Here is a 14,249-nt window from a genome sequence, read left to right as displayed (position 1 = left end):
ATTCTCTACCTGTTCAGGACTGCGCCCTCTCGTATCAGGAATTGTGCACAGCACAAACATCGCGCTACCAATACCGATGATCGCGAAGGTGAGGAATGCGCCTGCAAGACCAAAAGCAGCCAGCAATATTGGAAATGCCATTGAAATAGCAAAGTTGGCCATCCACAGGGCGAACACCGCGCCGCCCATGCAGATCCCACGCATGCGCGCCGGGAAGATCTCCGAAAGCAGCAGCCAGGTCACCGGGGAAAGTGCGCCTTGCTGGAAACACAGGAACATCAGCATGCCAGTCAATACCAGATAGGCACGCAGCAGATTGACCTCTCCGCCTGCCAGATATTCCGGCATGAAGAAGCACACGGCGGCAATAAAGAACAGGCAAGCCGTACAGCCCATCTGTCCCACCAGCACCAGCGGTCGACGACCGATTTTGCCTATCATCCAAATCCCGACCAGGGTCATCAACACGGAAATGACGCCGTTGGCAATGGTGGCAAACAGCGCGGCATCATTGCTCAGCCCCGTTGCTGTCAGCATGGTCGGCGCGTAGTACATAATGGTGTTCACGCCGGTCAACTGCTGGATGGCAGCGATACCAATACCTAACAGAAACACCTTACGTAGCCAGGGCGTACGCAGATCGCGCAGCCGACCTTTACCTTTCTGCCGGTTTTCTTCAATGGTCTCTTCAATCTCTTCTAACTCCCACTCAACATCGTCTGCTGCACGGGTCTTCTCCAACACATGCCTGGCTTCGCGGATATTGCCTCGCATCACAAGCCAGCGCGGGCTTTCTGGCATAAAAATCATGCCCAGCCACAACAGCACGGCGGGAACAGTCGAGAGTGCCAGCATCCAGCGCCAGGTATGTTCACCGCCCCAGATTTCATTGAAGGTTGCATTCGAGACATACGCCAGCAGTTGACCCGATACAATCATCAACTCCTGTAAGGTCACCAGTTGGCCGCGTTTATTGGCTGGCGCGATTTCAGCGATATACACCGGCACAGTCGCCGCAGCACCGCCCACGGCAATGCCGAGGAAAAGTCGTGACATAATCATCGACACAACATCCGGCGCAAAGGCTGAACCGACTGCGCCAAGGGCAAAAATAAACGCCAGAGTGATGATGATTTTGCGCCGGCCCATGGCATCGGCGAAATGTCCGGCCAGTAAAGCGCCGAATGCGGCTCCAAACAGTAACGAGCTGGTCACCAGGCCCGTGGTGAAGGGCGTTAATTGCAGGTCACTGCGCATAAATAACAGTGCACCCGATACCACCCCAGTATCGTAGCCAAATAATAATCCGCCGAGCGTTGCCACCAGCGCAATAATCTTCACAAAAGGCTCAGTTCGCGTCACGCTATTCGGGCCTGACGCGGTATTGGTCGAGATATACAGTTCTTTTTCCATAACCTCTCCTGGTAAAAACGCATTTGGAAATACAGCAGAACAAAACAGAAAATGACGCTATCGGTATTTTTATTTCATGTTAATTTTTATTTGAAATTCATTTTCCGAAATGTGATATCAATCATTCTGGCTGGTTTATTTTGATGGTTAAACATCAAAAGGGAGCGTTAATTTAAAGAGTGAGAGGCGAAGATGGATTCGAATAACCCTGGATTGAGGTGGGCAATGTTTATTAATAGCGGCGTGTATGTATTTAAACATTCGAGAGAGGAAATAAGAAAAACCTTACGCCAATGGGTATTGGCGTAAGGTAAACGCGATCAGAATTGCCAGCGAACCCCGCCGTTATAGCGCCAGCCTTTCGTACCGTTACCGTCAATTTCCTGACGATAGTCGGCCTCGGCATACAATGAGAGATTCCCTTTTAGCGCGGCCGTACCACCGATGCCCACATCCCACATCTGTCCGAACTTCCCGCTGTCGAAACTGACACTGTCCGCGCCGCCGTTAATGCCCGCTCGCGTAGTGGCCGCCCCTCCCCAACCACGCGTATAGCTGGTGCGCAGATAAGGCGTATATTGCTGGCCGACTGTATCTTGCCAGGTGCGATCCAAACGCGCGCCCACGCGGCCAATGGTTTGATCATAATTGCCCCAACTGACACGTGTGTTATCCCGATCCATCAGATCATCCATGTTAAGTTGCAGGTACATTAACTGCGCCTGCGGTTCGATACGTACGCCATTGCCCAACTGCCACGGATAGCCGGTTTCCAGTGAGGCGCCCCAACCATTGCCTTTCAGTTTGCCCACCTCTTTTTGCCGCGCAATATCGGTATCGCCACGATGCCAGTCGAATGACAGTGCCCCATCAACATAGAAGCCACTGTCACGCAGCCAGGTGCCGTACAGCGACAAGGTATCGCTATCGAAAGTGGTCGAGCTGTAACCGTCCGCTGCATCAGGACGAATACGGGCATTACCGCGCGTATAGGCCACTCCGGCTCGCAAACTGTCGCTGGCGCCTTGAAGATGAATCAGATTGCCGCCCAGTTGCACTGCGCTGTAATCAAGATCGAAATCGTAGCCGTTTTGACTCAGGCTGCGATCCGTCTTGTAGGTGAGATTGGAACCCAGATAACGGATAAACATCTCACCGCCATTGCCCGCGCTGCTGCCTGAATCCTGACGTAGCTCTCCCAGTCGCTTATGAAGATCGTCCATCACCGCCATGTTGTAGTAGGCCAGCCCGACCGGCGCAGAAATATAAGATGGCATCTGAGGCGTAAGTTGTGGGCGCACCGCATTACCTGCTGCATCGCTGACAAAGTTACTCGCGAGACGAAAATCCTGACCGGTTCCGTTAGAACCGCTGTAAAGACCATATTGATAAGGACCCGCGGCGACATAGCCTTTTGCCAGCGCGAAGCTGTTAGCACTGGCATTGCCGGTTACCTGCGCCAGTGCAATGCCCTGTTCAGGCGTCATCACCGCCAGACGGTTCCCCGTCGGGTTAACATCCAGCAGAGTGGTGCCGCTGGTATTGCCATTCACACGCACACTGTCACTGACGCCTGTATCAATTTGCGTATTGAGCTTCACGCGTCCGCCAGCTGAGTTGAGATCCCCATCGATGGTTAGCGTGTTGCCCGGAACACCATTGCCATTAGTCAGATCCAGCGTACCGGCATTATTCACTACCAGCGAACCGTCGGTGGCGCCACTCAGCAGTGGATTGACGCCGTCGCCCGCATACACCGTTGAGCCTTCGCCGATATTAATAGTGCTGTGCGCCAGTTTCAGGTTATCGGTCAACGTCCATTGAGTGTTATCGAAGTTGATGGTGCTCCAGCCACCGCCAAGGTTGGTGCCTTTGCTCAGGTCATCGGCGCTAAATGACCCGCCGCGCGCATTGATGTCATTAAAATAGAGCGTGCTGCCTGCGCCATTCTGCGTGGTGATGTGCCGGGTATTGGCCATATCAACCTTCTCCACCAGCGCCTGGTTAGTACCGCTCCCCATTGTCACGCTGCCATTAAGCGTGCCGCCGGACACCTGCACGATGTCGTTACCGGCCCCCGTATTCACATCCCCCACCACGCTGCCTGACATCAGTGCAATGCGGTCGTTGGTCGCGCCGCCCGCCACCACCTCAATATCCGGGAAGGTGGCGCTGATTTGCCCCTGGTTGATAAACAGTGTTTGACCTCCGCGCAGATCAATCACCGGTGAGACTTTACTGTTTGAGACGATACTGCCCCGGTTAATCACTTCACTGGCGGTGTCAGTGACAATCGCCGATCCGCCACTAAAGTCATACACACCGATAAAGCCTTCGTTGATCACTCTGCCGGTCGTATTAGCGCGTACGCCGGTAGTATTGGCACCCGAAAGGAAAATGGTGTAATTGGGACCGAGGGTCAAATCGTTGTGGGTGACAGAACCATCTTCATTAGCAAACAGATAGCCGATGCCGGGCGCGTTGGTCAGGCTGTTGCTGCTGACGTTGATATAAACATGGTCGTCATAGCCGAACGACGTTGCCGAGCGAATGCCATTACCGCCCATGACGTCCAGTCGCACATAATTTAGTGCAATATTGCTGGTTTCAGCGCGGTTATTAATAAGATTACGGGCACCACTCAATTCCACATGATCGGCGATAAACCCTGCGGCACCGTTATCAATCACCACCGTGTCTGCGTCACCGCTGGACCAGATATTGCTGCTGTAACTGTTGTACTGTTCACCTTGCCCATCACCAATAATGTTAAGCGAACCGCCATTGCCAACACGAATGGCAGCGGTCCCTTCGGAATAGATCTGTCCACTGTTTTGCCGATAAGTTGACGCTCCTGATGAGGCATCCAAAGCCACACCTTTATAAGCGGAAATCGAACCACTGTTGATCAGAAGGCCGCCATCCGTCAGTGCAACCGCGCGGCTGTTGTTGCCATTGACGGTGACGGTACCCTGGTTATTGATATAGCCGCCGTCGCCTGCACTCAGTAACGAGATGTTCTCCGCATCCGTCGTCAAATTGGAGCTGTTGCTAATGCTGCTAAAGCCTTCAAGCGCCTGATAACCGATTTGATTGGCAGCATGGAATGCAATTTGACTGCCTTCACTAATCACTACCGTTCCGCCATTGCCCGCCTGCGCACCCACCGCATGTTCACCGTACAGATTGATGGTGCCATTTTGGTAGAAATAAGCTGCGTCCCCAAAAGCTACGCCGCCCACGGAAGCCTGTGTCGCGCTGGCATTGCCGGCGGAGACATTGATCGCGCCGTTGTTGGTCGCACGAGCGCCAACCGAATAGGTATAACCCTCGGTGTAAAGCCCGCTACTGCCATTCGTGATCGACACAGTGCCATTGTTGGTGGCATTCCCGCCGAGCGAGCCAATCCCCACCGTGTTGCTGCCTTCCAGTGCGATATCACCGTTATTGATCAGCTGCCCAGAGCTACTGGCAATAAAACCAATCTGCCGATCCTGCGAGCCATAGATATTGGCATTGTTAGTCAGCAGCGTGTTGGTGTAAGGCAGCGTTGTGGAGTTGGTAATATTGCCATTGAAGTCGGTACGATTGCCTTGTACCTGTGCCACGATGCTATGTATGCCATTCATATTGACGGTAGTTGCAGCGTCAATCGTGCCCTGCGCAGCACCCTCAATACGCAACCCGATGCCATTTTCGCCGAGATTAAAGATGGCATTGCCAGTGCTGACCGTGGTGTTATCACCACTGTCCAGGACGGCGGTGGAAAAGTTGCCGTTTGAAGTTAACGTCATGCCACTGCCATCAAAGCTCGCGCCATCCTGCACACGAAAGATGGATGCGTTATTTCCCGTTACGCCGTAGTGGCCATTCTCGGGCAGTAAAATTTTTGCGTTCGGCCCCATAGCGAGAAAGGTGATTTGATCGGCACCGCTATTACCCGTGGGTAGAGCCGCCTGCGACACATTCACCGTGGCATTGCCTTCCGCGCGTATCCCAATCGCGCCAACTCCGTTTAAGGTGATCGGTCCGGTGATCTCCGCCGAAGCGACGCCGCTATTGATACCCTTCACCCATACTGCGGTGTTACGTGTTCCTTCCGTGACATTTGCATTGCCAGCAATACTGATTGGGCCACTCAACCAGGCGTGCGAAAGAGCACCGTCATTCGCCGTCACCAACAGGCCGGTACCGTTATCGCCATTCAGGTTAATCACTCCGGCATTGCCCACCTGACCGCCGCTGCCAGAGTCCATCACCGCCAGTCCAGTGCCGCGACCATTGACATCAATGACGCCATTATTCAGGGTGACGGCATCCGCGCCGCCAGACACGCTCATCGCCGCGCCGCTTTGTACGCCCGAACCCATGATGATGTGGCCGTTGTTGACTGCGCTGTTGCGACCCAACTGAAGGATACCGGTGGCGCTATCCAGCATAATGTCAGACGTTGCATCACCGGGATGATTTTGCGGCGTACGGCCAAGATAGATTGTGCCGTTGTTAGTAAAGGTGCTCGCATCGCCGCTAAGCGTCACCGCTGTTGCACTGCCGTTGTCGCCGACCAGATTGATGGTGCCGTTATTCACCCCTTCGCTGTTATCCAGCACAACGGCTGATCCCGCGCTGTTGATAATGCCGTTGTTGATAAAGTGACTATCACTGGCATTCACCGCTAATCCGTTAATGCCGAGCGTGCTGGTATCAATGCCACTCCCATCGGCGTTATTAAAGAAACCACTATTAATCACACCGTTGTTGATGCCGCTGCTGCCGTTGGTTAATACCAGGGCATCATTATCGGTGATTCCGCTAGCGGTACTCGCTAACTTGCCGTTAATGGTTGCGGTGGCACCATTGTCCGCGCGCATCGCTCCGCCGTTGGCATTCGACACCTCAAGGGTTTTTCCTGCCTCAATAGTGGCACGCGCATTGGCACCGTCAGCGCTGAGCACCACGCGCTCGCCTATTGGCAGGAAAGCTTCATCGTCATCCGGGGTATTCACTCCCCACACCACCTGCCCGCTGCTGAGCGTCACTGCTTTATTAAATTTGTTGTTGTAGTCAGCGGAACTAATTTGGCCATTCTGCAGTTGCTCAATCAGCCAGTCGTTGTAATTTTGCAGGTCGCTCAACGACGTCACGTTAAAGTCGGTGGTATCGCCATAGAGGCTGGTCACACTAAATGCGCCGTTATACGCCACCAGATTGTCCACATTCAGACCCCATCGCGACACGGCAGGAATCTGCGTCGCGGTGGATGTGATACGGTTATCCGAATCCCAGTTCATGTTGCCTTTGTTGCTGGCAGTGAATAAGCGGCTCTGCTTTGCCGCCATCTCCCAACCATTTGCCACCGTGCTGGCTCCCTCAGTGCCTAGTTGTACGTTGATAGTGCCATTACTCACTGAGGCAACACGCGCATCAATGTACTGCTGATTCTTCACCTCTTCGAAATCGGTGACCAGGGTGCTGCTATCGACCGGCGCGAGATTGCTTAACGCGGCAGTGTTGTAAGTCTGGAAATTGCTGTAAGAGCGGTGATCCTCATTAGGCACGGAGATCGTGAAATCCTGCACCCCCAAGCTCAACCTCTCTTTACCTAATAAGTTGTTATCTGTCACCAACCGGCCTTGATCCTGTAACTCGCCAATGGAGACCTGCAATTCGCCACTTTTACCCGGCGTAAATTGCGGCAACCCCGTTAGCGATTGTGTGCTGCCGTTGCACACGCAAAACACCCCCACTTTGTTGTCATTTTTCGCAGGGTCAAAGGGTTGAATAACGGCGGCATTGGTTTGCATCGCAGGAATCATAATGCCTTGTGCAGCCAGCAAACTGATAACCAGCGGTTTTAATTTAAATAACATCCTTTCCTCCAGAGAGAAAATAATATTTTTCGCGCGGCAAAAACTAATACCGCGCATGACGATTGGTTTAATAAACGTGAGAACAAGAATGGAGAGTGCATTATGTCGAGTTATCTCACCATTTCGTAAAGAAAACGTCTAGCTGGAGTTAAGGTGAACAGGGAAATTTAAGTCAAATTAAGAATTAACCCTTGAAAATCAGCAGGTAAAACGGAATAATTTTAATGGGCTCATCTTCATTTATATCAATGCATTAGACTAAATTTAAAGTCCATTCATTACTGGGTTTATTGAGGTTTATATATTCTTATTATCGATATTCGCCGATAACAGAAAAAACGATTCCCCAGTGAAATAGATCCGTTCTATTTTGAATATTAACGTTATGAAGATTAATAATCGCAGCGCTGTAGCGGGTCGGAAATAATTGACTCAAAATTGATATGCTGTCGATTCTCGAAGGCAGGAATCAAAGCGAGGATGTAAATTCTCGCCATCTTAAATTTGTGATCGTTCGCGCAACAAACATCCTTGTATGGTAGTCTAAAATTATAAACCTGCAGGATTTTGACTATGGCATCTTCCACTTTTACTCAGACCCAAACGGCACAGGGAAATCACACCTCACTCATTCGTCGTGTCGCCAGTGCTTCGGCGATTGGCACCGCGGCGGAATATTATGATTTCTTTGCCTATGGCACGGCTGCAGTGCTGTTTTTTGGCCACCTGTTCTTCCCCAGCCACGACCCTTTGATCAGCACCCTCGCCGCGTTTGCAACTTATGCCGTTGGCTTCCTCGCCCGGCCGATTGGCGGCATCGTTTTTGGCCATATTGGTGACAAAGTGGGACGTAAAAAAGCGCTGGTGGCCACCATCCTGATAGTGGGTCTCGGTACTTTTTGTATTGGCTTGCTGCCAACCTATGAAAAGATCGGCATCTGGGCACCGGTGTTGTTGATCGCTATTCGCCTGATGCAAGGTTTTGGCGTGGGCGGCGAACAAGCTGGCGCGGTCCTGATGACCGCAGAATATTCGCAAGCATCACGTCGTGGTTTTTTTGCCAGCTGGGTACAAATCGGTGCGCCGGTTGGGTTCCTGCTGCCGCTGGCACTGTTCGCAATTCTTAATGCCTCCCTGAGCGCGGAACAAATGATGGATTGGGGTTGGCGCGTGCCCTTCTTACTGAGCGCAGTGCTGGTCATCGTAGGATTGTTTATTCGTTTGCGCATCGATGAATCGCCAGTGTTCGCCGCCATTCGCGAAACCAAGGCCGCCGAATCGCGTCCGTTAAAAGAAGTGATTCGCGGTAATCCGAAATTAGTCATCAATGGTGTGGCGGCTAAATTAATTGAAGCTTGCGCCTTTGCCCTCTTCACGGTGATTATCCTGGCGTGGGGCAAAGCCAACAATCTCGACGCCGGCATACTGATGAACAGCATGATTGTGGCTGTGATACTCGAGGTATTTGCCATTCCGCTGATGGGGGCGTTATCCGATAAGATCGGTCGCAAACCGGTATACATGATGGGTGCACTGCTGATTGTGATTTCCATCGTGCCGTTCTTTTATGCCCTGTCCCAAAACAGCTACTGGCTAACGCAAATTGCGATGATTGTCGCGCTGACGCTGGGCCACAGTATGTGCTACGCCCCACAGGCTTCCTGGTTCCCGGAACTGTTCCCGACGCATATTCGCTGCAGCGGCATTGCAGTGATTTGGCAGGTGGGATCGTTAATTGGCAGTGGCGTGCTTGGCTTAGTCGCGGTGAAAATCCTGCAGGCCACCGATGGGCACTGGTATGGCCTGGCGCTGTATGTTGCAGTACTAGGGGTGATTTCCGTTGTAGGCCTGCTGCGATTGCCTGAAACGGCTCCAGGCCGACGTGATGGCGAATATCATACCTGGGAACAACATTAATTAACGATGGGCGCACTAAGGTGCGCCCATATGCTTTATTCAGTTATGCAATGCCATTTAAAGCATTTGCCAGACCCCCTTCTTGCAATAGCATGACTTTTCTCTTCTTTATCCTCACAGCTGAATCGCTAGCCCATGCGCAAACTGTATCAACGTTGCCTCTCGTTAAATGATTTCGAGAAATATGCCCAAAAGCGTCTGCCCCATCCGCTGTTCGCTTGTGTCCGGTGGTGTTGAGGACAACATTGCGCTCCATCACATTCAGCAATCCTATGCTCATTACGGCCTGATACCTGAAAACATGGTCGATGTGTCGCAACGTAATACTGAGGTAGATCTGTTTGGGCATCGCTATGCGGCGCCTGTGGGTAATGCGCCGATGGGCATCTCTGCCATCACCGGTTTTCAGGGCGATATTGCTTTAGCGCGGGCAGCGGCGAGCAAGAACGTGCCCTTTATTATGAGCGGTTCCTCGTTGATTCCACTGGAGGACGTGGCTGCGGCTAATCCGGCGATGTGGTTCCAGGCCTATTTGCCAAAGACGCTGGAAGAGATTGATGCGTTGGTGGATCGCGTCAAGCGAGCGCGCATATCCGTACTGGTCGTGACGGTGGATACGCCGGTCAAAGCTAACCGGGAAAACAACGTGCGCGCCGGATTTTCCACGCCATTCCGCCCCAGTCTGGCCTTGGCGTGGCAAGGCGTCACCCATCCCCGCTGGCTTTACGGCACACTGTTGAAAACCTTACTGACCTCGGGCATACCTTATTTCGAGAACAACAACGCAGTGCGTGGCGCACCGCTGTTTTCCAAAAATGCCGTGCGTGACTTCAGTGGGCGCAGCCATCTCACCTGGCAGCATATCGAACATATTCGTCAGCGCTGGACGGGCGTGATGGTTATTAAAGGCATTCTGAGTCGAAATGATGCATTGCGCTGTAGATCCATTGGCATCGACGGCATTGTGGTCTCGAATCACGGCGGTCGTCATTTGGATACGGTGATCCCGCCGATTTGTGTCCTGCCCGAGATTGTCACCGTTGCGGGAAATATGACGGTGATGATGGACAGCGGCATCCGACGTGGCACCGACGCCATCAAAGCATTGGCGCTGGGGGCAAGGGCCTGCTTTGTTGGCAGGCCTTTTAACTATGCAAGTGCAGTAGGCGGAACATCGGGGGTTGAGTGGGCCATTGACCTTATCACTAATGAAGTCAGTCGCGATCTGGGCATGCTGGGTGCACCCTCGCTCGCTGACCTCAGTGAAAAGCATTTACGCCTGATAAGGTGACAGTGTCACGCCATGTTGCTCGTCGACGAAATGTGGTCCCCGCTTTGGTTCCATGGGGATCGCCGGTCACATCTAACGTTCTGCGGCTAAGGTTTACGCGGCAGTGAAACGCACAACAATCCAAACACAATCAATACAACACCGGCAAAACTGCTCCAGCGGAAGGCTTCACCGAACATTGGCAACGAAATAGCTGCCAGCCACACCAGCACATAACTCAGGCTCAGCAACGGATAGAGGCGGTTAAGCTGCATATGACGTAGCGCCAGCATCCAGCACAGCATCGATAATGCGTACGCACCAAGTCCCAGACCGAGCAGGAGCAGCGGCTGCAGATGCTGCCAGAATTGCGGGCTAAGGATTGCAGTCAATGGCGGGAAATGTAGCATCGCGGCACGCAGGACCAATTGCGCCAGCGACACCAGCAGCACGCTACACAGTGCGAGGATCACCCCTTTCATAGGTGGCTCCCCATCAGCGCGACCCCGGCAACAATCGCCAGCGTACCGAACCATTGTTGCAAGGTGTATGTCTCACGCCAGATCAACTTAGCTGCTATGGCCACCAACACGAAGTTGAGACTCAGCATCGGATAGGCCACGCTGACCGGCACCACACGCAATACCAGCAGCCATAGCAACATCGCCACGCCGAGCAAAAAGAGGCTCAGCGCAATCCACAAGATGAGCTGCTTCTTGCCGTGGCGCATCCCCAGATACGCCGCCTGCTTTTGACAAAGCTGGGCGGCGCAGCTCAACAAACTGACCAGAAGAATAAGCAACAGGTTCATGGTGTCGCGTTATAACCGTAATAGACCAGTCGACCTTGACGATAAACGTCATCCGGCGTTGGCATTGCAGGGTCAGGCCCGTTCTCGCCCGAGTTGAGCATCATCACCACGGACACTTTGCCATGGCGACGATGTTCACGCAGCCAGTCAGCAAATGCTGCGCCATCAACATAGCGCGTTTTCGCATCGGGATAGCTAAGACCGTATTGCAGTTCGCCTTTGGCATCATAGAAAGTGATATCACTGCGCTCAGTTTCCCATGCCACCGCAGCCGCGATGCCAGGATTGTCAGCCAGCAGATAACGGCTGTCTGCCAGTTGATGATGCACAGCCTGTACAAAACTCTGCGGCTGTTTGGAGTCACTAACCTTCTGCGGTATCGCGAAGCCGATCAGTAGCGCCAGCGTTAACGGACAAAGCGCCGCCAGTTGCCAACGGCAGGCACCCGGTTTGAGACTGAACCACCCCATAATGCCCCAGCCGGCAAAGGCCAGTACGCCACAGATTAACGGCAGTATTTCATCATGGGTATAAACGGGCTTGTGCGCCAATCCCCATGGCGCAACCACCACCAACAGGACTAAGGTGGTTATGGCGCCAAACAGCAGGTTTATCCAGCCATTAACTTTAAACACCTTCACTAATTGTGCAGAACCACTGTGGGCGTAATGCGCCATCAACAGTGCTAAAGGTGCAAAGCACGGCAGAATGTAGGTCGGCAGTTTGCCTTTAGCGATGCTAAAGAACAGCAGTGGCAAGATCACCCAACTTAACAGGTAAACGGCTCCCGCATGTTGACGACGCTGGCGCCATGCGCCCATCAGTGAGCCCGGCAGCAGCGCCAGCCACGGCAGGCATCCCGCCAGCAACACCGGCAGGTAATACCAGAAGGGGGCTTTGTGCTGTGCATCTTTCTCTGCAAAGCGCTGAATATGCTCAACCCAGAAGAAGTAATGCCAGAAATCCCCTTCCTGGCGATAAATGGCCAGCGCCCACGGCGCACTGAGCAGTGCGGCAACGATGATCGTCAAAGGTCCCCAGCGTAATAGCTCGCCGAAGCGTTTTTGCCAAATCGCCCAGGGCACTATCGCCAATACCGGCACCGCCAGCGCAAGGAAGCCCTTGGTCATAAAGCCCATCGCGCAGGCTGCGCCCAGCAGCACATAACCGCAGAGACGCTGTTGCGTAGTAGAAGCTTGCGCCACCAGCCAATAGCTGCACATTGCGGCAACCATCCACAACAGCAGAATAGGATCCAGCACCGCGTAAGTGCCAATGCCATACACCAGAAGCGAAGTGAGAAAAATGATGCTGCCGGTCAGTGCGATTTTCCGGCTGGCAAACATCTGATGGCCCAGCCAATAAATCAGCACTGCACTGAGCGTGGTGCAAAAAATCGAACCGGCGCGTACACCGAAGTTGGTATGGCCAAACAGGAGCTGGCCGATATTGTTGACCCAATAACCCGCTATGGGCTTTTCGAAATAACGCAAATCAAAGAAGTGCGGTACCACCCAATTGCCATTAACCAGCATTTCACGGCTGATTTCAGCGTAGCGGGTTTCATCCGGCTGCCATAAGGCGCGGAATTCGATCGGGATAAGATAATAAAGCGCGAAAAGCGCCAGGAGCAGCGCCGTTTTGGTGCCTGTACGCATCCGTGGTTCCTATAAAGTTTCCTGTTAACGTTTAGCGCTGGCAGCCCAGCCAGCCTTCGCGTCCGGGTATATGCCCACGTACCAGATTGCCCTGCGGGAGTGTGCTGAGATCGTCAGGTAACAACTCGCTCAGAGGACAGAAGTGAATGCCTTGTTGCTCTGCGCGGGTTAACAACTCGCCAAACGCCTTAGAACCGATAATGCCTTCAACTTCAGCATGAATGGTGTACACCGGCGATCCTTCGGCTGCGAGCATCTGCTCAAGAATGAAATCGTTATAGTCAGCGGCGCTAACTGACTGTCCGACGACTTCATCCCAGGTAGGCAATGTCACGGGGATTTGCACCGTGCCTAAGCTGCCATCACGCAGACGCGGCAAGAAGGGTCCAGTACCACGACAATCACTGTTATAGCTGAAACCGAAGGTCTGCTTAGCGGCGACAACGCGGCCATCCGCCCGCCATCCGGCCACGGCAGAGCAAGTGACAGCGTCACCGATAATCGCTTCCAGTGCGGCTTTCCCACGCGAAATCTGTTCCAGCAACTTTTCTTCTGACCACACGCCTGCCCAGGTTTGCCAGGCAAAGTGATCCCAGGCGTGCAGACCGACTTCATGATGATCGGCTGTGGCGCTGATGATCTCCTCCAGACCGCGGCCAATCTCACGTCCTGGCCAGGCCGTACCAGCCAATAAAATATCCCAGCCGTAGAGTGAAGCTGCGCGCGAGCGCAGCATTTTCCATAAGAAGCGCGGTTTCATCAGGCGCCACAAGTGGCGCCCCATGTTATCCGGCCCAACGCTAAAGAAGAAACTGGCCTGCAACTGATGCAGGCTAAACTGCTCTAGCAGCGCCGGAACGCCGAGTTTGGTTCCACGCCAGGTATCAACATCTACGCGCAAACCAATTTTCTTCATGGCTTATCCTGCAACTCAACGGTGCGCAGGAAGAAATCCAGCGTGTTATCGATCGTGGTATCCATCTCAATGGTCGGCGTCCAGTCCAGCAAGCGACGCGCATTTTTGATTGACGGCTTACGATGCTCGACGTCCTGATAACCTTTACCGTAGTAGCTGCTGCTCTCTACTTCGCGGAAACCGGCGAACGGCGGGAATTGGTCGCGCAGCGGATGACGTTCGAAGCTTGCCAGCAGACGTTCCGCCAGCTCTTTGATGCTCGCCTCGTTTTCCGGGTTACCGATGTTGACAATCTGACCGTCGCAGTTGTTGTTCTTGTTCTCAATGATGCGGAACAACGCTTCGATACCATCGCGAATGTCAGTGAAGCAACGCTTCTGTGCACCACCGTCGA

8 protein-coding genes and 1 pseudogene are annotated in these 14,249 nt (G+C 53.2%); 2 read left to right on the top strand and 7 right to left on the bottom strand.

Annotation, left to right across the window (positions count from 1 at the left end):
- Window positions 1-1,413: sugar porter family MFS transporter (locus tag RT340_RS16210; RefSeq protein WP_313377118.1), on the bottom strand; the 1,413-nt coding region annotated here is incomplete at its 3' end.
- Between the two features lie 320 nt (window positions 1,414-1,733).
- Window positions 1,734-7,283 (bottom strand): autotransporter outer membrane beta-barrel domain-containing protein, encoded by a 5,550-nt coding sequence (locus RT340_RS16205; protein WP_313377116.1) that lies wholly within the window; start codon window positions 7,281-7,283, stop codon window positions 1,734-1,736.
- Window positions 7,284-7,856: 573 nt separating this feature from the next.
- Here RT340_RS16205 and RT340_RS16200 point away from each other — a divergent pair.
- Together RT340_RS16200 and RT340_RS16195 are read left to right on the top strand one after the other, a co-directional pair.
- Window positions 7,857-9,200, top strand: coding sequence for an MFS transporter (locus tag RT340_RS16200; RefSeq protein ID WP_211728926.1), 1,344 nt, complete (start codon window positions 7,857-7,859; stop codon window positions 9,198-9,200).
- A 184-nt stretch (window positions 9,201-9,384) separates the two neighbouring features.
- A complete protein-coding gene (locus RT340_RS16195) occupies window positions 9,385-10,491 on the top strand; it encodes an alpha-hydroxy acid oxidase (protein WP_313377113.1) in 1,107 nt (368 codons plus the stop codon).
- 86 nt (window positions 10,492-10,577) lie between these two features.
- On the opposite strand, the gene arnF is transcribed toward RT340_RS16195, so the two are convergent.
- From arnF to RT340_RS16170, 5 genes and pseudogenes are all read right to left on the bottom strand, one after another.
- Window positions 10,578-10,952 (bottom strand): 4-amino-4-deoxy-L-arabinose-phosphoundecaprenol flippase subunit ArnF, encoded by a 375-nt coding sequence (gene arnF, locus RT340_RS16190; protein ID WP_097117907.1) that lies wholly within the window; start codon window positions 10,950-10,952, stop codon window positions 10,578-10,580.
- Window positions 10,949-11,281 (bottom strand): 4-amino-4-deoxy-L-arabinose-phosphoundecaprenol flippase subunit ArnE, encoded by a 333-nt coding sequence (gene arnE / locus RT340_RS16185; RefSeq protein WP_034829847.1) that lies wholly within the window; start codon window positions 11,279-11,281, stop codon window positions 10,949-10,951. Before arnE ends, arnF begins: the two co-directional genes overlap by 4 nt.
- Window positions 11,278-12,939: a lipid IV(A) 4-amino-4-deoxy-L-arabinosyltransferase gene (gene arnT / locus RT340_RS16180; RefSeq protein ID WP_313377110.1), complete on the bottom strand. Its 1,662-nt coding sequence runs from the start codon at window positions 12,937-12,939 to the stop codon at window positions 11,278-11,280. Before arnT ends, arnE begins: the two co-directional genes overlap by 4 nt.
- Before the next feature lie 31 nt (window positions 12,940-12,970).
- Complete coding sequence (gene arnD, locus RT340_RS16175) at window positions 12,971-13,855, bottom strand: 4-deoxy-4-formamido-L-arabinose-phosphoundecaprenol deformylase (RefSeq protein WP_211728925.1); 885 nt, start codon at window positions 13,853-13,855, stop codon at window positions 12,971-12,973.
- Window positions 13,852-14,249, bottom strand: a pseudogene (locus RT340_RS16170) (bifunctional UDP-glucuronic acid oxidase/UDP-4-amino-4-deoxy-L-arabinose formyltransferase); the annotation flags it as partial. The pseudogene RT340_RS16170 and the gene arnD, both read right to left, overlap by 4 nt.

Source organism: Pantoea sp. CTOTU50773, from assembly GCF_032082325.1.
Taxonomy (GTDB): Bacteria; Pseudomonadota; Gammaproteobacteria; order Enterobacterales; family Enterobacteriaceae; genus Pantoea; species Pantoea communis.
This window is presented reverse-complemented; position numbering and strand designations above follow the sequence as displayed.